Source organism: Burkholderia guangdongensis (assembly GCF_013403875.1).
Lineage (GTDB): Bacteria > Pseudomonadota > Gammaproteobacteria > Burkholderiales > Burkholderiaceae > Burkholderia > Burkholderia guangdongensis.
The window spans coordinates 1-22,815 of record NZ_JACBNX010000036.1; the positions used below are offsets into that span (position 1 = coordinate 1).

The window sequence follows — 22,815 nt, forward strand, 5'->3', positions numbered from 1 at the left end:
TTCCCGTCGGACGAGGCCGCGCTCAAGCTGATCTGGTTGGCCCTGCGTAACGTCGTTGCCAAGTGGACCGGCTCCCGGCACGATTGGAAAGGCGCGATGACGCAGTTTGCACTGCTTTACCCGGAGCGATTCAACATCGGAATCTGAGTCTCAACCCGCCTCACACACGAAATTCCGGATACCTCCCCTTTCAACCATCTCATTAATTACTGACTCCCCCGGCTCGCAGCTTTCAACCGCACATGACAGTGCTACGCGCTGGCAGCGGTGTGGACCACGATCTGACTACGTTGGGCACCCCCGTCCGCACGTCCAAACGGCCAACGCCAACCGCCGAAGTAGGCCCCCGCCACCAAATCAACCCCGCCCCACTGAACTACACTTAATACCTCAGCCGCAAACCCCCACCGCCCGCCATGGCGCACTTATTCTTCGCCGCCGCGATCCAACGGCACATCCCGATGCCCGAACGCAACGTCCCCGCGCACTCGGTCGACGAAGCGCTATCCGTCGCATTCGCCGCCGAGCCGCGGCTGCGCGGCTACATCCTCGACGACCAGGGAGGCTTGCGCCGCCACCTATCCGTGTTCATCGACGGTAACCCATTGCGCGACCGCCGCCGCCTATCGGACCCAGTCGATGCAAATAGCCGTATCTACGTCGTGCAAGCGCTCTCTGGCGGCTGACACAGGCACCGCCCGACACCTGAGATCGGAGGACCCACCGTGAACAACAACCGCTTGATCGTAGGCACTCGCAAAGGCCTGTTCGTATTCGAAGCGAGCAGCACCGCCCCGCGCGAATGGAAGCCAACCGCCCACCACTTCCCCGGCGAACCGATCAGTTCCGTGCTCGCCGACCCACGCGACGGCACGCTCTACGCGGCACTCAATCTCGGTCATTTCGGCGTGAAACTGCACCGCCTCCAGCCCGGCGATCGCGAATGGACCCCATGCACGACCCCCATCTACCCACCCCAACCCGACCCCGAACCGACAACCACCTCCCCCGACCAGCCAGCCCCCCCACCCGACCCCCTCTGGTCCCTAGAACAAATCTGGACCCTGGAACCCGGCGGCCTCGACGAACCCTGCACTCTCTGGGCCGGCACGATCCCGGGCGGCCTGTTCCGCTCGAACGACGCCGGCGAGAGCTGGACATTGAATCGCGAACTCTGGGACCACCCCAATCGCCGCGAGTGGATGGGCGGCGGTTACGACCACGCCGGCATCCACTCGGTGATGGTCGATCCACGCGACAGCCGTCACGTGACGATCGGCGTCTCGTCCGGTGGCGTCTGGCAGACGGCCGACGGCGGCGCCACCTGGCGCCCGACGACGAGAGGCATGAAAGCCGACTACATGCCGCCCGAGCGAAGCGAGGAGCCGAACATCCAGGACCCGCACCGCATCGTCCAGTGCAAAACCGCGCCGGACGTGCTCTGGACGCAGCATCATTGCGGGATCTTCCGCTCGACCGACGGCGGCGAGCATTGGGTGCGCATCGAGGCCCAGCCATCGAGCTTCGGCTTCGCCGTAGCCGTTCATCCGAACGCTCCTGACACGGCGTGGTTCGTGCCCGCGATCAAGGACGCCTGCCGCATTCCCGTCGACGGGCGTTTCCTCGTGACGCGCACACGCGACGGAGGCAACACGTTCGAATCTTTCTCCCAGGGCCTGCCACCGGCGCCAGCTTACGATCTGGTCTACCGGCACGGGCTCGCCGTCGATGCGACGGGTACGCGTCTCGCAATGGGCTCGACGACGGGCGGACTCTGGACTTCCGACGACGCCGGCGAAAGCTGGCACGAAGTCTCCGCGCATCTACCGCCGATCTATCACGTGAGTTTCGCCTGAGCACGGACGCTTGATCGATAGCGAGCAGCGGGACATCCATACCGTCACGCCGTTTCTTCTCCCCAACCCTCCCCATGTTCGAAATCAGCCAGATCCGCTGCTTCGTCGCCGTTGCCGAAGAACTGCACTTCAGCCGCGCGGCTGAGCGCCTGAACATGACCCAACCGCCGCTCAGCCGGCAGATCCGTCTGCTCGAACACCAGGTCGGCACGCCGCTGCTCGACCGCTCGAGCCGCTCGGTCCGCCTGACGGCCGCCGGGCGGTCGTTCTTTCCGGAGGCGGTGCGGATCCTGCGTCTCGCCGAGGAGGCGACCTACACCGCCCGACGCATCGCGCGCGGCGAGACCGGCACGCTGTCGATCGGCTTCACCGCCGCGTCCGGCTACGGGCTGCTGCCGCGGCTCGTGCGCCTCGTGCGGCAGCACTCGCCGGGCGTGTCGCTGACGCTGAAGGAGCTCGTCAGCCGCAACCAGCTCGACGCACTCGCGTCCGGCCAGCTCGATCTCGGCCTGCTGCGCCCGCATGCCGGGCACACCGAACTCGACACCGTGCCGCTCGCGCGCGAGGGGCTCGTGCTCGCGATTCCGGAGCGCGAGGCGGCCGGCTGGCCCGAGCGCCCGGTCGCCGCGGACCTCGACGGCAAGCCGTTCCTGATGTACACGCCGTACGAGGCGCAGTATTTCCACCGGCTGCTGCAGATCATCTTCGACCGCGCGAACGTCGCGCCGGAGATCGTCGAGCACGTCGCGCAGATCCACACGATGCTCGCGCTCGTCCATCTCGGCATCGGCGTCGCGCTGATTCCGGAAACCGCGACGCGCCTGCACTTCGAAGGCGTCGTGATGCGGCGCATCGAGACCGATCCCGCGCGGCCCGTCGAGACCGTCTGCGCATACCGGAAGAACAACGACAATCCGATTCTCGGCCTGATCCGCACGCGGATCCTGCCCGAATTCGCGGACCGCTGATCCGTGCCCGCGCGGCGCGCCCGCACCGCGCACCCACACCCGCATCGATTCAATTTCTGGATCGTTGCCATCACCAGTTGATTTGATCCTGAATCAATGTCCTCTGACAATCAATAACACAAATGACAGCGCGGTTTGCCATCCCGCGCTCGATCCCGCAGAGGCGTTTTGCATGGGATCGGAGTCGGCGCCGACGCGCCGCCCCGGTCGACAGGAGACAAGATGGAACACGTACAGGCGCACAGCGCGCCCGTCGCGGGCAAGCTCGCGTCGCGCGCTCGATGGAGCATCCTCGCGATGCTGTTCGTCGTCACGACGGTCAACTACGCCGATCGCGCGACGATCGCGATCGCCGGCCCGGCGATCCGCAACGCGATGGGGCTGTCGCCAGTCCAGATGGGCTTCATCTTTTCCGCATTCGCATGGTCATACGTGCTCGCGCAGCTGCCGGGCGGCTGGCTGCTCGACCGCTTCGGCTCGCGCATCACCTATTTCTTCAGCATCCTGCTGTGGTCGCTGTTCACGCTGTTCCAGGGCGGGATCGGCTTCCTGACCGGCGGCGCGGCCGTCTTCGCGCTGTTCGCGCTGCGACTGCTCGTCGGCGCGGCGGAGGCGCCGTCGTTCCCCGGCAACAGCCGGATCACGGCCGCGTGGTTCCCGAGCCACGAGCGCGGCCTCGCGTCCGCGATCTTCAATTCCGCGCAGTATTTCGCGACCGTGCTGTTCGCGCCGATCATGGGCTGGCTCGTGCACACGTACGGCTGGCAGAGCGTGTTCTTTTTCATGGGCGGCCTCGGCATCCTCTGCGCGTTCGTCTGGCACAAGACCGTGCACGGCCCCGCGCAGCATCCGGGCATCAGCGCGAGCGAACTCCGGTATCTCGAGGAAGGCGGCGCGCTGATCCATCTGGATACCGTGAAGGCCGCCGCGAAGCCGCGCGAGGTGAACGTGTGGGCGTGCGTGAAGGAGCTGCTCGGCAACCGGATGCTGCTCGGCGTCTACATCGGCCAGTACTGCATCACGACGCTCACGTACTTCTTCCTGACCTGGTTTCCGGTCTATCTGGTGCAGCAGCGCGGGATGACGATCCTCACCGCCGGCTTCGTCGCGTCGCTGCCGGCCATCTGCGGCTTTCTCGGCGGGATCGTCGGCGGCTGGCTGTCGGACCGCCTGACGAAGGCAGGCTGCTCGCTGTCCGCGTCGCGCAAGATTCCGATCGTGATCGGCATGCTGATGTCGATGAGCATGATCGCGTGCAACTATCTCAGCGCGGACACGCTCGTCGTCGCGGTGATGTCGCTCGCGTTCTTCGGCAAGGGCGTCGGCGCGCTCGGCTGGGCGGTCGTGTCGGACACGTCGCCGAAGGAGGCGAGCGGGCTGTCCGGCAGCCTCTTCAACACGTTCGGCAACGCGGCCGGCATCACGACGCCGATCGTGATCGGCTACATCGTGCAGGCGACCGGCTCGTTCGCGGGCGCGCTCGTGTTCGTCGGCGCGAATGCGGCGATGTCGATCGTCTGCTATCTGTTCATCGTCGGCGAGATCCGGCGCGTCACCCTCGTGAAGTCGCTGGTCCGCTGAGCGGCACCGACGACGTTTCAGACAAGATCATCTGGAGTCTTTCATGCAACCATCGGTTTCCGGCGCGCCGGTCGTGACGAGTCTGCGGGTCGTGCCCGTCGCGGGGCAGGACAGCATGCTGATGAACCTGAGCGGCGCGCATGGCCCCTGGTTCACGCGCAACATCGTGATTCTCGAGGACAGCGCGGGCCACGTCGGCGTCGGCGAAGTGCCGGGCGGCGAGTCGATCCGCAAGACGATCGACGACGCGCGCGCGCTCGTCGTCGGCAAGCCGCTCGGCGCGTACAACGACGTGCTGAACGCGATGCGCGCGGCGTTCGCCGATCGCGACGCGGGCGGCCGCGGGCTGCAGACGTTCGATCTGCGCACGACGATCCATGCGGTGACCGCGGTCGAATCGGCGCTGCTCGATCTGCTTGGCCAGTTCCTGAACGTGCCGGTCGCGGCGCTGCTCGGCAGCGGGCAGCAGCGCGACGCGGTCGACATGCTCGGCTACCTGTTCTACGTTGGCGATCGCACCCGCACGACGCTCGGCTACCGCGCGGAGCCCGACGCCGACGACGCGTGGTTCCGGCTGCGCAACGAGGTCGCGCTGACGCCCGACGCGGTCGTGCGCCTCGCCGAGGCCGCGCATGCGCGCTACGGCTTCAGCGATTTCAAGCTGAAGGGCGGCGTGCTCGAAGGCGCGGCCGAAATGGACGCGATCGTCGCGCTGCACGAGCGCTTCCCGGACGCGCGGATCACGCTCGATCCGAACGGCGCGTGGTCGCTCGCGGAAGCGGTGCGCCTGTGCCGCGACAAGCACGGCGTGCTCGCGTACGCGGAAGATCCGTGCGGTGCCGAGCAGGGTTTCTCGGGTCGCGAGGTGATGGCCGAGTTCCGGCGCGCGACGGGCCTGCCGACCGCGACGAACATGATCGCGACCGACTGGCGCCAGATCGCGCACGCGATCCAGCTGCAATCGGTCGACATCCCGCTCGCGGATCCGCATTTCTGGACGATGCAGGGCGCGGTGCGGGTCGCGCAGCTGTGCGAGATGTTCGGGATGACGTGGGGCTCGCACTCGAACAATCACTTCGACGTGTCGCTCGCGATGTTCACGCACGTCGGTGCGGCGGCGCCAGGCCGTGTCACCGCGATCGACACGCACTGGATCTGGCAGGACGGGCAGCGGCTCACGCGCGAGCCGCTGCGCATCGTCGGCGGGAAGGTGCGGGTGCCGGAGAAGCCGGGGCTCGGTGTCGAGCTCGACATGGACGCGCTCGAGCACGCGCACCAGGCGTACCTGCGGCTCGGCAACGGCGCCCGCGACGACGCGGTGGCGATGCAGTTCCTGATCCCGGGCTGGACGTTCGACAACAAGCGTCCCAGCCTCGTGCGCTGACGCGGCGCGCGTCGCCGCCGTCGCCGCCGTCGCCACCGTTGCCACCACCACCGCAGCCGCCACCGCCACCGCCACTGCAGCCGCAGCCGCAGCCGCAGCCGCAGCCGCAGCCGCAGCCGCAGCCGCAGCCGCAGCCGCAGCCGCAGCCGCCCGCATTCCACAATCCGAAATGCCGCCGTCATCGAGCATGCCGGCACGCCGGCCGCAACCCGGATTCATGCCGAGTCGCACGCCCGTGCGGCTCGCCGATAATGGCGGGCGCAAGCCGGCGCGCCCGCCGCGAGGCTTGTCAACTCATTGCGAAGGCGACGCGTTAAGGAGCCAGCATGTCGGTGTTTGTCGTGACCGGAGGGCGGACGCCTTCCCGCGTGGCGGACGCCCGGCATGGCTGGCTTTCCCGATGCGGACGTCTCGCATCTTTCGTACCGGTACGTTGGATTTCCCACTCAAAGGAACAAAAGAATGAAGAAGACTCTCGCTTCGATCATCGCCGCCGCTTTCGCACTGGCATCGGTTTCGGTTTTCGCACAGGCTTCGGCTCCGGAAGCATCGGCTGCCGCACCGGCACCGATGAAGGCTGACAAGAGCAAGCCGAAGCACACGCTGAAGACGCACGGCACGAAGAAGGGCATGGCGAAGGCTGCTGCCGCTTCGGCTGCCGGCACGAACGACAAGGGCGCGGCGCAGTAACCCTGCCGCGTCGGCCGGGTCTGCCGGCCGGATCTTGCCACCCCGCCCGTCTTGCGACGCGCGGGGTTTCTTTTTTTTCAGACGTCCGGTGCGACCGCGCGCATCGCGTCGACGACCGTGCGCATCCGCTGCCAGTGCGAGCCTTCCCAGAACACGCGCCGGCACACGTCGCAGGCCGCGAAGCGACGATGGCGCCGCCGCACGCCGTCCGGCACGCGCGCGGCCGCCTCGTCCGCGCCGAGCGGATGGAGCGGCGCGTTGCAGCGCAGGCACAGCCGGAACGGCCGCATGTGCGGCGCGAGGCCGAGCCGCACGAACAACTCGGTCAGCTGCGCGGCGGGCTGCACCGCATGCACGTAGCAGCCGCGCGCGACCGCGCGGCGCTTCAGCAGTTCGCGGTCGCGCGTGAGCACGATCCGGCCGTCGTGCTCGGCGAGCGCGGCGATCTCGTCGTCGCTGAAATGGTTGTCGTAGCGGGTGTCGAAGCCGGCGAGCCGCAGCAGTTGTGCGAGCGCGCCGAGATGCGCGTCGGCGACGAAGCGCCATTCGCGAGGCGGCGGGGCGGTTGCCCCGTCCGGCGCCGCCGCGCGCTCCGGGTACACGTCGACGCGGTCGCCGTCGGCGAGCCGCCGGTCCAGCGCGACCGACGCGCCGTTCACGTCGAGCCGCCCGATTTCGGTGTGCGGCACGCCGAGCGCCTCGACCGTGTGCTTGACGGTCGCGTCGCGCGCGCAGGCATACGCGAACGCGCGCTCGCGCCGCTCGCGCGGCAGGAACGCGTTCAATTCGTCGTGGAAGCGGAAGGTCGCGGCCATCATGGTCGCAGTATCGCACCGCGCGCGGGCCGGCCGGTGCGCGCTTGTTACACGCCTCTGTTGCATGCGCCCGTTACACGCGTGTGTTGCCCGCGCCCGTTACACGCGTCGGCAAATTACCCGCAAGTGTGTTTAACTCCGGTCTTCCACGAGTCGAAGGAGCGTCAGATGGATCTCGGATTTATCGGGTTGGGCGAAATGGGGCAGGCGATCGCCGCGAATCTGCTGAAGGCGGGGCACCGCGTGCGGGTCTGGAACCGCTCGCCCGAACGGCTCGGGCCGCTCGTCGAGCTCGGCGCGCAGGCGGTCGCGACGCCCGCCGACGCGTTTCGCGGCGACGCGGTGTTCTCGATGCTCGCGGACGACGCGGCCGCGCGCGCCGTGTTCGACGACGCGCTGCTCGCGCAGGCGCCGCGCGGCCTGATCCACGTGAACATGGCGACGATCTCGGTCGCGCTCGCCGGCGCGCTCGCGCATGCGCACGAGGCGCGCGGGCTCGCCTACGTCGCCGCGCCGGTGATGGGCCGGCCGGACGTCGCGGCGGCCGCGCGCCTGACGATCATCGCGGCCGGGCCGGCCGAGGCGATCGACCGGATGCAGCCGCTGTTCGACGCGATCGGCCAGAAGACCTGGCGGCTCGGCTCGCTGCCGGAGCACGCGAATACGGTGAAGATCACCGCGAATTTCACGCTCGCGGCGGCGATCGAGACGCTCGGCGAGGCGTCGGCGCTGCTCGCGGGGCATGGCGTCGCGATGCGCGACTTCCTCGACGTGATCACGCACAGCGTGTTCCCGGGGCCGGTGTACGAGGGCTACGGCGCGATGATCGCCGAGCGGCGCTACGAGCCGGCGCGGTTCAAGGCGCGCCTCGGGCTGAAGGACGTGCGGCTCGCGCTCGCGGCGGGCGATGCGGCGTCGGTGCCGTTGCCGGTCGCGAGCGTCGTGCGCGACAGCCTGCTCGATGCGCTCGCGCACGGCGGTGGCGATCAGGATTTCGCGGTGCTCGGCGAGGTCGCCGCGCGGCGCGCGGGCCGCTGAGCGCACGGGGCCACATCGTACGGGCGCGGTACCCGGCATAATGGCGGATTGGGTTTTTCACGCGGCAGAGGCGGCTATGAGCATGCATACCTGGTGGCTTTACGTGGCGACGGTGTTCGTCATCGCGGCGATTCCCGGACCGAACATGCTGCTGATGATGACGCACGGCGCGCGGCACGGGCTGCGGCGCGCGTCGGCGACGATGGCGGGCTGCCTGAGCGCGCTCGTGCTGATGCTGTCGGTGTCGGCGGCCGGGCTCGGCGTGTTCCTCGGCGCGTGGCCGGCGATGTTCAACGCGTTGCGCTTCATCGGCGCCGCGTACCTGGTCTACCTCGGCGTGAAGGCGTGGCGCGCGCGTGTCGACGACGGCGGCACACCGGCCGATACCGACGCGGCGCCGCGCGCGGCGGGGCCCGCATCGCGCTGGGCGCTGTACCGCAACGGCTTCCTGGTCGGGAGCAGCAATCCGAAGGCGATCCTGTTCGCGGCCGCGCTGCTGCCGCAGTTCATCGACACGTCCGCGCCGAAGCTGCCGCAGTTCGGCGTGCTCGTGGTCACGTTCGCGGTGATCGAGGTGAGCTGGTATCTGGTCTACGCGTCGTGTGGCACGCGGATCGGCGCGACGCTGAAGAGCCGCAACGTCGCGAAGGCGTTCAACCGGACGACGGGCGGGCTGTTCGTCGGCTTCGGCGCGATGATGGCGCTCGTCCGGCACTGACCAATCTAGAGGAAACCCTCGAGGGAAAATCCCTATTTTCTCTAAGGAAATGTTGCGTTGCGACAATGGAGCGGGTATAGTTACTCCTGTCTCCTCCATGTCTCCTCTGATATGGATTCAGCCCGCCTCTTCAGGCGGGCTTTTTTTTGCCCGCGATTTCACCCGCAATCGTCAGAACTTATACGACATCCCGACGTAGCTGATGATCGGGTCCGCCTTCAGGTCCGACTTCGACTGCGCGAGCGTCGTGCCGTCGGCCGCCTTGATCGTGACCGTCGACGTCGTCTTCAGCGGAATGTACGTGACCGACGCGACGAGTCCCCAATGATCGGTGAACGCGTACGTGACGCCCGCGTTGAACACCGGCTGCCACGACGACGACGCCTTCGCCGACACCTGCGTCAGCCCCGGCTTGCCCGCGCCCGCGGCCAGCACCGCGCCTAGGTTCTGCTGCGTCTGCTTGATGAAGTTCGTGTTGAGCTGCATGTCGCTGAACCAGTTGTACGACACGCCGAGCCCGAGGAACGGCCGGAACTTCGACGTCGACTTCGCGAAGTAGTACTGGAAGATCATGGCCGGGCTCCACTGCCGCACGCTCTTCACGAGCGGGTTGACCGTGGAGAGCCCGATGTTCTGCGAGCCGAGCGCGCCGGCCGGGCCGGGCGGCTTGATCGTGCCTTGCCCCGACACCTTGAACACCGGCGGAACGCCGCCGACGGTCGTGACGGCGATGTTGTCCGTCAGGAAGTGGCTGACGGTCAGGCCGACGGTGTCCGCGCCGCTCGTATGGTTCCCGGTGCCGGGCGACGTGAACGTCGGCGGCAGGCTGAGCGGCGTGTTGATCGGCGTCGGCGCGACGTTGGTCGTGAGCGGCGTGCTGCTTTGCTGCGGCATGATGTGGAACCAGCCGAGCGTGACGACGTTGCTGCCGGCGCTTTGCGCGTGCGCCGCGAAGGGCGCCAGCGCGGCGGCGCCGGCTGCCGCGCAGAGAAGTTTTTTCATGAGACGGGCTCCTCCCGGTTGCGCTTACTGCACGAACGCGCCGATCGTGAAGTACGGCGACGACGGATTGTTCTTGTCGAGGAAGCCGAACACGCCGCCCGTGAAGATGAACTTGCCGGTCGGCGCCGAGGTGCTCGCGCCGACGTGCGACGACGTGACCGTGCCCGGCACCGCCTGCGTGTAGTCGAGGTTCAGCGCGGTCGCGAGCGACGCCTGCGACGGCTGGAACGGATCGAGCAGCGTCGCCTGCGTGCCGGCGAGCGCGGTGGTCCGGTAGTCGAACTGGCTGTCGACGCCGATGTATTCGCCGTCCTGCGAGCCGACGGTGACGTTCTTCTGCGGCGACAGGATCGAGATGCTCGATTCGTCGTCGGCGGTCAGGCCCGGCACGCCGTTGCTGTCGGGCGTCGGGTTCGGGTTCGCGACGCCGGTGCGCACGAGGATCGGCACGAGCTGGTTGCGCAGCTTGCCGACGATCATGAAGCCCTTGCCCTGCGGCGTCGCCGACAGTGTCGGCTTCAGCTCGCTCTGATAGTGATCGGTCTCGAACGCGCCGCTGCCGTCCGACGACGGCACGAAGTTCGTGCCCTGCTGGCTGCACGTGCCCGGGTTCTGGCCGCCCGAGTCGCACCTGGTCCACGAGCCGTCCGCGTTGATCGTGATCTTCGCGTCGGTCGCCGCCGATGCGAAGTTCTGCGACGGCACTTCGCCGAAGCCGAGCTGGCTGTACGTGCCGGCGAGATTCGCGATGTTCGTCTCGATCGACGAGAAGCCGATGAACGGGTAATACGGGAATTTCGTGTCGGGCACCGCGGCTTGGCCGAGCACGCCGCCGAACTGGACCTCCTTGCCCGGAATCGTGCCGCCCGCGACGCCGAAGCCGATGAACACGCGCGCCGGCCGGGTCGGGTCGAGGCTCGCGCCGTTCAGGCGATACGTGCAGGCGTTCAGCTTCGCGGTCGGCAGCTGCGTCTCCTGCGTGAGCGTGCCGCTGTCGACGGTGCCGGCGCGCGTCGGCGTCACCGTGCCGGTCGTCTGCGGAACCGGCGATTCGACGTACGTGACCTGCCACGTCATCTTCGTCGTGTCGATCTGCAGCTTCGCGAGCTCGCCGCTGCCGGCGCCGCCGGTGAACACCGTGCCGTAGTCGAGCGACGACGGGCACAGCGGTGCCTCGACGAGCGGACCCGAACCGTCACCGCCGCCGCCCCCGCAGGCCGAAAGAAAAGGCGCCGTGATCGCCGCCGCCAGAATCAGCTTCCGCTTCATGTTGCTCCTCCAGATTTGTCTTGTGTGGCGGCCGGCTCCCTGTCGACCGCTTCTGTTGTTCGTGCTGCCGGCGCCGTACCGCGCGCCTTCGTTCGCCGCTTCGCCGTTAATTGCTGATCTTCGCGCCGACGCCGAAGTACGGTGCCGACGACGTGCCGGCGATCGCCGACGACGGCGTGACGCCACCGTTGACCGTCCCCTGGATCAACACCGCATACAGGCCGCCCGTCGCGATCGCGAAGCCGTTGCCGCCCGGCGCGGTTACGCTGACGAGGCCGGGGCTCGACGCACCGTACTGCAGCGTGAAGCCGTCCTCGGCCGCGGCCGTGGTCGGGTTGATGAACGTGCCGTTGCCGCCGCGGATCAGCGCCGCCGTGTACTTGAAGTTCGAGTCCGCGCCCGCGTAGCCGCCGTCGAAGCCGCCGGACGCGAGTGCGTTCGCGGCGCCGAGCACCGCGATGCCCGATTCGTCGTCGACTTCGACCTTGCTCGGATCGGCGACGCCGGTGCGCACGACGACCGGCACGATCGCGCCGTTCAGCTTGCCGAGCACCATGTTCGCGTTCGCGACGATCGGCAACGTGACGAGCCCGCCGAGCGTGTTCGGGCCCGTCGTCTGCGGCGCGTTCTTGCTCGTGAAGTAGCTGCCGTTCGCGTTCGGCGACCACGCGCCGCCCGTCGTCACGCAACTGCCCGACGGCGACGTGCAGTTGCCGCTCGCGTCGAACGTCTCGACGACGTTCTCGCCGACCGCCTTGTACTGCTTCGACGGCTGGATGTGATACGTGAGCGCGTTGTACGTGCCTTGCAGGTCTGCGAGGTTGTTGTCGACCTGCGCGAACGCGAGGAACGGATAGAAATCGAACTTGCGGTCAGGCACCGCGAACTGGCCGAGCACGCCGTTGAACTGGACTTCCGCGCCCGGAATGCCGCCGCCCGCGACGCCCATGCCGATCAGCAGCATCGGCGGGTTCGCCGGATTGAACGTGCTGGCGGTCGAGTAGGTGGAGCCGTCCGACGCGATGCCCGAACCCGGCGTGAGCACGAACGCGCAGCGGTTCTGCTCGGCGCTCGGCAGCGTGGTCGGGTGCACGACCTTGCCGGTGATCGTCGTGCCGGCGCGCGTCGGCGTGACGTTGCCGACCGCGAGCGGAATCGGCGACTCGTACCACTTCAGCGTGTACGTCATCGCGACCGCGTCGATGTTGACGCTCGCGATTTCGCCGCTGCCCGCGCCGCCGAGATAGGTGCTTTTCACGATGTCGGCATCAGCCGGGCAGAGTGAGCCGTTCACGGGCTGCGACACGGGCGGCCCTTGCGTGCCGCACGACGAACCGGAACATTGAGGGGCGTTGATTGGAGAAGGAGCGCCACCACCGTCACCACCACCGCAAGCAACCAGGAACGGGGCGAGGGCAAAGGCCGTTGCCATCCCCTTCGATAAGGCGTGCGACATACCGCTGTCTCCAGTCGTTTAATTGTGCGAGCTAATTTGGCCGCGCCGCATTTTGCTGTCAATTGATGAAGTCGTCTAAAAAAGTCGCTTGAAACGGCATCGACTCGATTATCCCTTTGTCTATAAGGGTGAGCGCGACAATTGAAACGGCGTGATCGTTTGAATGTTGGTTCGAAGTGCCGATTTTGCGACACGCGCGGCGGCGCGCCGTTCTCCGTGCTGGATGGGCGTGTCGCGTGATTCCCGGGCGGGCGCGACATGATCGAATGACGTTGGTGCGGATTGCGGAATAATGGCAATCCGAAAGGTTGTAAATAAATGTAAAAGCGCGGGTGAAATAGTGGGTAATGCGGATTTACGGGCAATTAAAAAGCCGGCCAATGGCCGGCTCTTGTGCGACGCGAACCGCGTGCGGCATCAGCGCTTGAGGCCCGCGTCCTCGGCCGCGCCGATGTTGAGGTTCATGCACTGGATCGCGGCGCCCGACGCGCCCTTGCCGAGGTTGTCGAGGCGCGCGACGGTCACGAAGCGCTCGTCGTTGCCGAACACGAACAGGTCGACGCGGTTCGTGTCGTTGTTCGCCTGCACGTCGAAGAAGCCGTCGTCGAGATTCGCGTCCGCGTTGAACGGCGCGACGCGCACGAACGCCTCGCCTTCGTAGTATTCGGCGAAGATCCGCTGCACGTCCTGCGGCGTCGCGCGCTTCGCGAGCTGCGACGGCGTGAAGTACGTCGTCACCGCGAGGCCCTTGAAGAACGGCCCGACGATCGGCGTGAAGATCGGTGCGTGCTCGAGCCCGGTGTGCGCGGCCATCTCCGGCAGATGCTTGTGCGCGAGCGCGAGCGCATAGGCGCGCGGCGCCGCCAGCTTGGCCGTAGCGTCGGCTTCGTAGTCGGCGATCATCTTTTTGCCGCCGCCGCTGTAGCCGGTGATCGAATAGCTGTGCGCGGCGAACGACGGCGCGACCACGCCGGCATCGACGAGCGGACGCATCGCGAGCACGAACGCCGACGCGTGGCAGCCCGGCACCGCGATCCGCTTCGACGAGCGGATCCGCTCGCGCTGCGCGCGGGTCAGCTCGGGCAGGCCGTACGCCCAGTCCGCGCTCGTGCGGAACGCGGTGCTCGCGTCGATCAGCGTCGTGTGCGGGTTGTCGACGAGCGATGCCGATTCGCGCGACGCGACGTCGGGCAGGCACAGGAACGTCACGTCCGACGCGTTGATCAGGCGGCGGCGTTCGTCGACGTCCTTGCGCTTCGCGTCGTCGATGCGCAGGATCTCGATGTCGCCGCGCGCCGACAGATATTCGAAGATTTTCAGGCCGGTCGTGCCTTCCTGGCCGTCGACAAAAACTTTCGTGCTCATTTCGCTCTCACTGAAACGGACGCGGCTGCCCGCGCCCCGAAACCGCCATTTTAAGACGTGATGCGGCCGATCGTCACCGCGGCGGAAAATCAGGCGTCGCGCCGGGCCCGTACGAGTCTGTCGACGCGCGGTGACACACGTGTGTCCGGCGGCGCGGCGCGCGGCCGCGGCCTACTGCTGCTACTACTACTGCCCGTAAGTGACGACGAGTTGCGCGCTGCCGAGCGCGCGCGTGCCGATCTCGTGCTCGAACATCTGCGCGGGGCGGCCCTGGCTGACGCGCAGGTCGACGTCCTGCAGCGCGTAGACGGTGATCACGTAGCGATGCGGCTTGCCGGGCGGCGGGCATGGGCCGCCGTAGCCGTCGATGCCGAAGTCGTTGCGGGCCTCGGCCGCGCCGATGCGGCGCAGGAAGCCGGACGCGCTCGCGTCGGCGGGCAGGCTCGTGACGGTGGCCGGAATGCTCGCGACCGCCCAGTGCCACCAGCCGTGGCCGGGCGCGTCCGGGTCGAACATCGTGACCGCGTAGCCGCGCGTGCCGGGCGGCGGGTTGTGCCACGACAGTTGCGGCGAGTGGTTGCCGCCGCTGCAGTCGCCGCGGTCGAACACCTGCGCGGGCGGCACGCGGCCGCCGGACTTCAGGTTGTCGCTCGTGAGCGTGAACGCGGGCTGCGCGCGCGCCGGCCCGCACACGAAGCCGGCCATGCATGCGAGCGCGAGCCCAAGCCCGAGCACGGACGGCAGGCCCGGCAGCGCAGGCCAGGCGAGCAGGCGACCGACACGCATAGGGTGCTTCTCCCGTCACGTATGCCGGGGCGCGCCCGGCGATGAATGAAGTCTAGCACCGGGGTTCGATCGCGATGCGCGGCCCGCCGGCCGCGCGCGTTACTCCTGCGCGCCCGTCGCGCCGCCGTGCGCGGCCGACCATTCGGCCGGCGCGTGCAGGAATTTCTCGACCTCGTCGAGCGTCTTCGTCTCGAAGTAGCCGGACGCCTTCGCGACGCGCAGCACGTCCCACCAGGTCGCGAGCGCGTGCAGGTCGACGTCGATGTCCTTCAGCACCGACACGCTCTCCTTGAAGATGTTGTAGTGGAACAGCACGAAGCAGTGATTCACCTTCGCGCCGGCGGTGCGCAGCGCGTTGATGAAGTTGATCTTGCTGCGGCTGTCGGTCGTCAGATCCTCGACGAGCAGCACGCGCGAGCCTTCGACCAGATGGCCCTCGATCTGCGCGTTGCGCCCGAACCCCTTCGGCTTCTTGCGCACGTACTGCATCGGCAGGTCGAAGCGATCCGCGAGCCACGCCGCGAACGGAATGCCCGCCGTCTCGCCGCCGGCGATCGCGTCGAACTGCTCGAAGCCGGCGTCGCGCGTGAGCGTCGTTTCCGCCATCTCCATCAGCGCGCGGCGCACGCGCGGGTACGAGATCAGCTTGCGGCAGTCGATGTAGACCGGGCTGGCCCAGCCGGACGTGAAGATGAACGGCTTGTCGGCATTGAAGTGCACGGCCTGCACTTCGAGCAGGATTTTGGCGGTCGTATCGGAGATCGTCTGGCGATCGAAGCCTGTCATGGGCATTCCTCGGATGGTGAGCGGTGAGCAGGGAGCGGGCGCGGGCCCGGTGGCGCGGCGAGGGAAGCCCGCGAGGGCCGGGCGCGGCCGCTTCGGGCCGGCTGCATCGCTGCGCGCGTAGGCGGCGATTTTACCCGATTCGGGCCGTTCCCGGCGGGTTCCGGGCGGGACTCGGGCGGGATTCGGGCGGGCCGTAGGCGCCGCGCGCGGTGCCCGATAAACGGGGTGCGACCGTGTCGAACCGTTAATCCCGATCATGTGGCGCCGCAGTAACGCGCGGCCGTGGGCGGGGTGTACACTAGGCGACCCTTAGAAAGACGCCCGGTACTTTGTCCTTCCCTCTTGCCATCCGCCAAGGTTCGATACCGCGCCGATCCGGCGCGTGCCGACCGTCGCGATCGAGCATCCCCTCGATGTCCGCGCTCGCGGCTCCAGGTGCCCCGTGCCGGGCGCCCGAATTCCTTCGCTAGTCTCTCCTCGCAGGCCAATCATGGACGAACAACTGAAGCAGAGCGCTCTCGCTTATCACCAGAATCCGAAACCCGGCAAGATTTCGGTCACGCCGACCAAGCCGCTGTCGAACCAGCTCGACCTGTCGCTCGCGTATTCGCCGGGCGTCGCGGCCGCCTGCATGGCGATCTTCGATGAGCCGCTCGACGCGCAGAAATACACGTCGCGCGGCAACCTCGTCGGCGTCGTGACGAACGGCACCGCGGTGCTCGGCCTCGGCAACATCGGCCCGCTCGCCGCGAAGCCGGTGATGGAAGGCAAGGGCTGCCTGTTCAAGAAATTCGCGGGCATCGACGTGTTCGACATCGAGCTGTCCGAAACCGATCCGGACAAGCTCGTCGACGCGATCGCGATGCTCGAGCCGACGCTCGGCGGCATCAACCTCGAGGACATCAAGGCGCCCGAGTGCTTCTACATCGAGAAGAAGCTGCGCGAGCGGATGAAGATTCCGGTCTTCCACGACGACCAGCACGGCACCGCGATCATCGCGTCGGCGGCGATCCTGAACGGCCTGAAGGTGGTCGGCAAGGATCTCGGCAAGGTGAAGCTCGTGTGTTCGGGCGCGGGCGCGGCGGCGATCGCGTGTCTGGACCTGCTCGTGAATCTCGGCCTGTCCAAGTCGAACGTGCTCGTCTGCGACTCGAAGGGCGTGATCTACGAAGGCCGCGGCAATCTCGATCCGTCGAAGCAGCGCTACGCGGCGACGACCGACGCGCGCACGCTCGCCGATGCGATCCAGGGCGCCGACGTGTTCCTCGGCTGCTCGAGCGCCGGCGTGCTGAAGCAGGACATGGTCAAGACGATGGGCGAGCGTCCGCTGATCCTCGCGCTCGCGAACCCGGAGCCGGAAATCCGCCCGGAAGACGCGAAGGCCGTGCGTCCGGACGCGATCGTCGCGACGGGCCGTTCGGACTATCCGAACCAGGTCAACAACGTGCTGTGCTTCCCGTTCATCTTCCGCGGCGCGCTGGACGTCGGCGCGACGACGATCACGGAAGAGATGAAGCTCGCGTGCGTGCGCGCGATCGCCGAGCTCGCGCAGGAAACCGACCAGAGCGAGGAAGTCGCGAAGGCGTACGAAGGCCATTCGCTCGAGTTCGGGCCGGACTACCTGATTCCGAAGCCGTTCGATCCGCGCCTGATCATCAAGATCGCGCCGGCCGTCGCGCAAGCCGCGATGGATTCCGGCGTCGCGACGCGCCCGATCCAGGATATGGACGCGTACCGCGAGCAGCTCGGCACGACCGTCTACCGCACGGGCATGGTGATGCGTCCGGTGTTCGCGACCGCGAAGCGCAAGCCCGCGCGCATCGTGTACGCGGAAGGCGAGGACGAGCGCGTGCTGCGCGCCGCGCAGTTCGTGTCGCATGAAGGGATCGCGAAGCCGATCATCGTCGGCCGCCCGTCGGTCATCGAGATGCGTCTCGAGAAGATCGGCTCGAAGATGCAGGCGGGCGTCGACTTCGAGCTCATCAACCCCGAGGACGACACCCGCTATCACCGCTACTGGCAGGCGTATCACGAGATCGGCGCGCGCGACGGCGTGACGCCGGAAGTCGCGAAGGCCGCGCTGCGCAAGTTCAACACGCTGATCGGCGCGATGCTCGTGCATCTCGGCGACGCGGACGGCATGATCTGCGGGATGATCGACACGTACCACAGCCACCTGAAGTTCATCGAGCAGGTGCTGGGGCGCGCGAAGGGCGCGGATCACTTCGCGGCGATGAACCTGCTGATGCTGCCGGGCCGCAACCTGTTCATCTGCGATACGTACGTGAACGAGCAGCCGAGCGCCGAGCAGCTCGCGGACATGACGATCCAGGCCGCGTCCGAGATCGAGCGCTTCGGCATCGCGCCGAAGGCCGCGCTGCTGTCGAACTCGAACTTCGGCAGCACGCCGTCGGCGTCGTCGCGTCGGATGGCGGAAGCGCGCAAGCTGATCGTCGAACGCGCGCCGCACCTCGAGGTCGACGGCGAGATGCACGGCGACGCGGCGCTGTCCGAGGCGGTCCGCAAGGCCGCGTTCCCGGGCACGACGCTGGCCGGCGAAGCGAACCTGCTGATCATGCCGAACGTCGAAGCGGCGAACATCGCGTACAACCTGCTGAAGATGGTCGGCGGCGAAGGCGTGACGGTCGGCCCGATCCTGCTCGGTGTCGCGAAGCCGGTGCACATCCTGACGCCGGCCGCGACCGTGCGCCGGATCATCAACATGACGGCGGTCGCCGCCGCGAACGTGAACACGAAGTAACGCTCACGCGTCGCGCATAAAAAACGCCACGGAACGCAAGTTCCGTGGCGTTTTGCTTTGCCGCTCGGGCACGTGGGCGCTCGCGTGCCCGAGTGCTCGAGTGCTCGCGTGCCCGAGCAACAACGGGCACGCGAAGCGGACGCTCCGCTCAGGCGACGTTCTGCTGGCTCTGCCCGCCGGCCGGCGCCGGCGAGCGCCACTTCGCGAGCAGCGCGTCCCACTTCTGGCGCACCGCGCGCAGATTGTTCTCCTTCACGTGGCCGTAGCCGCGAATCCCGTCGGGCAGCGCCGCGAGCTCGACCGCGAGCGGGCGGTTCGTGGCCGTCAGCTTGCCGAGCAGCTCGTCGATCAGCACGCCGTACTCGTCGATCAGCGCGCGCTCGGTGCGGCGCTCGTCGGTGCGGCCGAACGGATCGAGCGCGCCGCCGCGCAGGAACTTCAGCTTCGCGAGCAGGCGGAACGCGCGCATCATCCACGGGCCGTACTGCTTCTTCACGAGATGGCCGTGCGTGTCCTTCTTCGCGAACAGCGGCGGCGCGAGATGGAACGTGAGCTTCCAGTCGCCCTCGAACTGCGCGGAGAGCCGCGCGAGGAACGCCGGATCGGACTGCAGCCGCGCGACCTCGTATTCGTCCTTGTACGCCATCAGCTTGAACAGATTGCGCGCGACCGCCTCGGTCAGCGGCTCCTGCGCGGCGTCGGCGTCGATCGCGCGCTCGGCCGCGCGGACCTTGTCGACGAAGCGCGTATAGCGCGCCGCATACGCGGCGTTCTGGTACGCGCTCAGGAACTCGGCACGCTTCGCGATCGCCGCGTCGACGGCCTTCTTCGTATGCAGCGCGATCACGGTCGCGCCGGCCTGCGGTGCGCCGCCGGCGGCTGCCTGCCTCACGCTCGCAAGGTCGTGCGCCGCGCGCCGGCCCCATTCGAACGCCGCGCGGTTCTTGTCGATCTGCACGCCGTTCAGCTCGATCGCCCGCGTGAGCGACGCGTGCGTGAGCGGCAGCCAGCCGCGCTGCCACGCGTAGCCGAGCACGAACGGGTTCGTGTAGATCGCGTCGCCGAGCAGCGCGACCGTGAGCTGATTCGCGTCGACGAGATCGACCTGGCTGCCCGCGGCCGCGCGGATGTCCTGCTCCGCGTTCGTGCCCGGGAACGTCCAGTTCGGATTCTTGATGAACTCGGCGGTCGGCGTCTTCGCGCTGTTCACGACGACGCGCGTCACGTCGTGCCGCATCCGCGACGTGCATTCGTCGCCGGCGGTGACGATCGCATCGCAGCCGATCACGAGATCCGCTTCGCCCATCGCGATGCGCGTCGCGTGGATATCGGCGGGCGCGTTCGCGATCTGCACGTGGCTCATCACCGCGCCGCCCTTCTGCGCGAGGCCGGTCACGTCGAGCACGGTCACGCCCTTGTTCTCGAGGTGCGCGGCCATCCCGATCAGCGCGCCGATCGTCACGACACCGGTGCCGCCGACGCCGGTCACGAGCACACCGTACGCGCGGTCGACCGCCGGCAGCACGGGCTCGGGGATCGGCGGCAGCGTGCTCGCATCCGCGTTGTCGACCCCGGCGGCCTTCGGCTTGCGCAGCTGCCCGCCCTCGACGGTGACGAAGCTCGGGCAGAAGCCCTTCACGCACGAGAAGTCCTTGTTGCAGGTCGACTGGTTGATCTGGCGCTTCGTGCCGAAGTCGGTCTCGAGCGGCTCGACCGACAGGCAGTTCGACTGCACCGAGCAGTCGCCGCAGCCTTCGCACACAGCTTCGTTGATCACGACGCGCTTCGCCGGGTCCGGATACACGCCGCGTTTGCGGCGGCGGCGCTTTTCGGTCGCGCAGGTCTGATCGTAGATCAGGATCGACGTGCCGGCGATCTCGCGCAGCTCGCGCTGCACGTCGTCGAGCGTGTCGCGGTGATGGATCGTCACGCCGGGCGCGAGGCTCGACTCGTGGCCTTTGTACTTGTCCGGCTCGTCGGTGACGATCACGATCCGGCTCGCGCCTTCCGACGCGAGCTGATGCGTGATCTGCGGCACCGTCAGCGTGCCGTCGACCGGCTGGCCGCCGGTCATCGCGACCGCGTCGTTGTACAGGATCTTGTACGTGATGTTCGCTTTCGACGAGATCGCCGCGCGAATCGCGAGCAGGCCCGAGTGGAAGTAGGTGCCGTCGCCGAGGTTCGCGAACACGTGCTTCGTGTCGGTGAACGGCGCCTGGCCGATCCACGGCACGCCTTCGCCGCCCATCTGGCTGAACGTGCTGGTCTCGCGGTCCATCCAGACGGTCATGTAATGGCAGCCGATCCCGGCGAGCGCGCGCGAGCCTTCGGGCACGCTCGTCGACGTGTTGTGCGGGCAGCCGGAACAGAACCATGGCTTGCGCTCGGTCGTCACGTGCGGCTTCGCGAGCGCCATCTCCTTCGCGTTGATCACCGCCAGCCGCGCGGCGATCCGCGCGCGCACGTCGGCGGGCAGCTCGAACTTCTCGAGGCGCGTCGCGATCGCCTTCGCGATGATCGCGGGCGACAGTTCGTAGTGCGCGGGCAGCAGCCAGTTGCCCATCGGCACCGACCATTCGCCGCCGGCGCCGTCCTTCTCGTCGAACTTGCCGTACACGCGCGGGCGCTGCGCGTCCGGCCAGTTGTACAGCTCTTCCTTGATCGCGTATTCGAGGATCTGGCGCTTTTCCTCGGCGACGAGAATCTCGTCGAGCCCATGCGCGAACGCGTGCGCGCCCTGCGCCTCGAGCGGCCACACGCAGCCGACCTTGTACAGGCGGATGCCGATCCGCGCGCAGGTGTCGTCGTCGAGGCCGAGGTCGATCAGCGCCTGGCGCACGTCGAGATACGCCTTGCCGCCGGTCATGATGCCGAAGCGCGCGTTCGGCGAATCGATCTCGATGCGGTCGAGCTTGTTCGCGCGCACGTACGCGAGCGCCGCGTACCACTTGTAGTCGAGCAGCCGCGCTTCCTGCACGAGCGGCGGATCGGGCCAGCGGATGTTCAGGCCGCCATCGGGCATGATGAAATCCGTTGGCAGCACGATTTCGGTGCGATGCGGGTCGATATCGACCGAAGCCGACGATTCGACGACGTCCGTCACGCACTTGAGCGCGACCCACAGGCCCGAATAGCGGCTCATCGCCCAGCCGTGCAGCCCGAAGTCCAGATATTCCTGCACGTTCGACGGAAACAGCACCGGCAGCCCGCAGGCCTTGAAGATGTGCTCGGACTGATGCGCGAGCGTCGACGATTTCGCCGCGTGGTCGTCGCCGGCGAGCACGAGCACGCCGCCGTGCTTCGACGAGCCGGCCGAGTTCGCGTGCTTGAACACGTCGCCGGTGCGGTCGACGCCGGGGCCCTTGCCGTACCACATCCCGAACACGCCGTCGTGCTTCGCGCCGGGGAACAGGTTGACCTGCTGCGATCCCCAGACGGCGGTGGCGGCGAGGTCCTCGTTGAGGCCGGGCTGAAAGACGATCCGATGGGCGGAGAGATGCTGCTTGGCCTTCCACAGCGACAGATCGAGGCCGCCGAGCGGGGAGCCGCGATAGCCGGAGATGAAGCCGGCGGTGTTCAGGCCGGCGGCCCGATCGCGTTCCTGCTGGAGCATCGGCAGGCGCACGAGCGCCTGGATGCCGCTCATGTACGCGCGGCCGCGTTCGAGCGTGTATTTGTCGTCGAGCGTGACGGACTGCAGCGCAGCCTCGAGGGACGCGCGTTGGTCTGCGTCTAGCGGGGCATTCATTATGAGATCTCCTCCACCCAGTTTGGGATCACCAAAACTTCGAATGGCGTCGGCGTCTTGTGGACGCGTCGGCCGGGGCCGCCATATTGGCGGGTTTTGAGCGATGGTAGCACTGGGATAAACCCGCCGCCTATCGCCAAAAAGGGTGGGGTAGCACCGCGTCGCGCGACGGGCGTCACGCGTTACAGCATGTAAAGGCATGTAAAGACGCGCGCATCTGCAGTCTAGTGCGGCTAATCTGTGCGGCCTGCCGGAGGTGCCCACCGGCGTCGGCTCGTCCAGCGCGCGTGGGGAGGCGCCGGCGGTTCAATAGGAGGTGCCATGAATACACGTCATATCCAGAGTTTCCTGATGGTGTCCGCTGCGTTCTTCGCGATGAGCGGCCCGGTGCGCGCGCACGGCGCGAGCGCACTGGCGGCGGCCGGGGTGCAAATGCGCCAGCTCGCGCCGGCGGCCCAGGACATCGCCGTCGCCGCGCAGCCGACCACGGTCGACAGCCCGTACGCGCCGGCGCGTTGATCGTGCGTTGACCCCATCGCGCGGCCATGTGCGCCGCGAATCGAAAAAAAGGGCGGGAATTCCGAGTGAATTC

The 22,815-nt window shown here is 67.7% G+C and carries 19 protein-coding genes and 1 pseudogene; 12 read left to right on the top strand and 8 right to left on the bottom strand.

Annotation, left to right across the window (positions count from 1 at the left end):
* The 8 genes and pseudogenes from HZI36_RS25450 to HZI36_RS27400 all read left to right on the top strand — a co-directional run.
* Positions 1–147: pseudogene (locus HZI36_RS25450) on the top strand (IS256 family transposase); the annotation flags it as partial.
* 269 nt (positions 148–416) lie between these two features.
* The gene (locus HZI36_RS25455; protein ID WP_179405443.1) at positions 417–686 is read left to right on the top strand and encodes a MoaD/ThiS family protein; all 270 of its coding nucleotides are present in this window, start codon (positions 417–419) and stop codon (positions 684–686) included.
* Positions 687–725: 39 nt separating this feature from the next.
* Entirely contained in the window at positions 726–1,856 is a 1,131-nt protein-coding gene (locus HZI36_RS25460; RefSeq protein WP_179405444.1) for a beta propeller repeat protein, read from the top strand.
* Positions 1,857–1,930: 74 nt separating this feature from the next.
* Positions 1,931–2,824 (top strand): LysR substrate-binding domain-containing protein, encoded by an 894-nt coding sequence (locus tag HZI36_RS25465; protein ID WP_179405445.1) that lies wholly within the window; start codon positions 1,931–1,933, stop codon positions 2,822–2,824.
* A 222-nt stretch (positions 2,825–3,046) separates the two neighbouring features.
* Complete coding sequence (locus HZI36_RS25470) at positions 3,047–4,405, top strand: MFS transporter (protein ID WP_179405446.1); 1,359 nt, start codon at positions 3,047–3,049, stop codon at positions 4,403–4,405.
* A 43-nt stretch (positions 4,406–4,448) separates the two neighbouring features.
* The gene (gene gudD, locus HZI36_RS25475; protein ID WP_179405447.1) at positions 4,449–5,789 is read left to right on the top strand and encodes a glucarate dehydratase; all 1,341 of its coding nucleotides are present in this window, start codon (positions 4,449–4,451) and stop codon (positions 5,787–5,789) included.
* A gap of 326 nt (positions 5,790–6,115) precedes the next feature.
* On the top strand, positions 6,116–6,370 hold the full coding sequence (locus HZI36_RS27105; RefSeq protein ID WP_246327222.1) for a hypothetical protein: 255 nt from the start codon (positions 6,116–6,118) through the stop codon (positions 6,368–6,370).
* Entirely contained in the window at positions 6,294–6,479 is a 186-nt protein-coding gene (locus HZI36_RS27400; RefSeq protein WP_343050554.1) for a hypothetical protein, read from the top strand. The genes HZI36_RS27105 and HZI36_RS27400 overlap by 77 nt, the downstream gene beginning before the upstream one ends.
* A 77-nt stretch (positions 6,480–6,556) precedes the next feature.
* Here HZI36_RS27400 and HZI36_RS25485 read toward each other — a convergent pair whose 3' ends face one another.
* Complete coding sequence (locus HZI36_RS25485; protein ID WP_179405448.1) at positions 6,557–7,297, bottom strand: Mut7-C RNAse domain-containing protein; 741 nt, start codon at positions 7,295–7,297, stop codon at positions 6,557–6,559.
* A gap of 165 nt (positions 7,298–7,462) precedes the next feature.
* Between HZI36_RS25485 and HZI36_RS25490 the strand changes: the two genes are divergently transcribed.
* Together HZI36_RS25490 and HZI36_RS25495 are read left to right on the top strand one after the other, a co-directional pair.
* Positions 7,463–8,332: an NAD(P)-dependent oxidoreductase gene (locus tag HZI36_RS25490; RefSeq protein WP_179405449.1), complete on the top strand. Its 870-nt coding sequence runs from the start codon at positions 7,463–7,465 to the stop codon at positions 8,330–8,332.
* Positions 8,333–8,408: 76 nt separating this feature from the next.
* Positions 8,409–9,050: a LysE family translocator gene (locus tag HZI36_RS25495; protein ID WP_179405450.1), complete on the top strand. Its 642-nt coding sequence runs from the start codon at positions 8,409–8,411 to the stop codon at positions 9,048–9,050.
* 171 nt (positions 9,051–9,221) lie between these two features.
* Here the strand turns inward: HZI36_RS25495 and HZI36_RS25500 are convergent, their stop codons facing one another.
* From HZI36_RS25500 to HZI36_RS25525, 6 genes are all read right to left on the bottom strand, one after another.
* The gene (locus HZI36_RS25500; protein WP_179405451.1) at positions 9,222–10,052 is read right to left on the bottom strand and encodes an OmpW/AlkL family protein; all 831 of its coding nucleotides are present in this window, start codon (positions 10,050–10,052) and stop codon (positions 9,222–9,224) included.
* 24 nt (positions 10,053–10,076) lie between these two features.
* Positions 10,077–11,321: a DUF2957 domain-containing protein gene (locus HZI36_RS25505; protein ID WP_179405452.1), complete on the bottom strand. Its 1,245-nt coding sequence runs from the start codon at positions 11,319–11,321 to the stop codon at positions 10,077–10,079.
* Positions 11,322–11,427: 106 nt separating this feature from the next.
* Positions 11,428–12,777, bottom strand: a complete 1,350-nt coding sequence (locus tag HZI36_RS25510; RefSeq protein ID WP_179405453.1) for a DUF2957 domain-containing protein — start codon at positions 12,775–12,777, stop codon at positions 11,428–11,430.
* A gap of 417 nt (positions 12,778–13,194) precedes the next feature.
* Positions 13,195–14,142 (bottom strand): N-acetyl-gamma-glutamyl-phosphate reductase, encoded by a 948-nt coding sequence (gene argC, locus HZI36_RS25515; RefSeq protein ID WP_179405454.1) that lies wholly within the window; start codon positions 14,140–14,142, stop codon positions 13,195–13,197.
* A 186-nt stretch (positions 14,143–14,328) separates the two neighbouring features.
* A complete protein-coding gene (locus HZI36_RS25520) occupies positions 14,329–14,928 on the bottom strand; it encodes a YbhB/YbcL family Raf kinase inhibitor-like protein (RefSeq protein WP_179405455.1) in 600 nt (199 codons plus the stop codon).
* A 99-nt stretch (positions 14,929–15,027) separates the two neighbouring features.
* Positions 15,028–15,714: an orotate phosphoribosyltransferase gene (locus tag HZI36_RS25525; RefSeq protein WP_179405456.1), complete on the bottom strand. Its 687-nt coding sequence runs from the start codon at positions 15,712–15,714 to the stop codon at positions 15,028–15,030.
* 490 nt (positions 15,715–16,204) lie between these two features.
* On the opposite strand from HZI36_RS25525, the gene HZI36_RS25530 reads away from it, so the two are divergent.
* A complete protein-coding gene (locus HZI36_RS25530; protein WP_179405457.1) occupies positions 16,205–18,475 on the top strand; it encodes an NADP-dependent malic enzyme in 2,271 nt (756 codons plus the stop codon).
* A gap of 148 nt (positions 18,476–18,623) precedes the next feature.
* Here HZI36_RS25530 and HZI36_RS25535 read toward each other — a convergent pair whose 3' ends face one another.
* The gene (locus tag HZI36_RS25535; RefSeq protein ID WP_179405458.1) at positions 18,624–22,223 is read right to left on the bottom strand and encodes an indolepyruvate ferredoxin oxidoreductase family protein; all 3,600 of its coding nucleotides are present in this window, start codon (positions 22,221–22,223) and stop codon (positions 18,624–18,626) included.
* A gap of 321 nt (positions 22,224–22,544) precedes the next feature.
* On the opposite strand from HZI36_RS25535, the gene HZI36_RS25540 reads away from it, so the two are divergent.
* On the top strand, positions 22,545–22,742 hold the full coding sequence (locus HZI36_RS25540; protein WP_179405459.1) for a hypothetical protein: 198 nt from the start codon (positions 22,545–22,547) through the stop codon (positions 22,740–22,742).
* Positions 22,743–22,815: the final 73 nt, after the last annotated feature.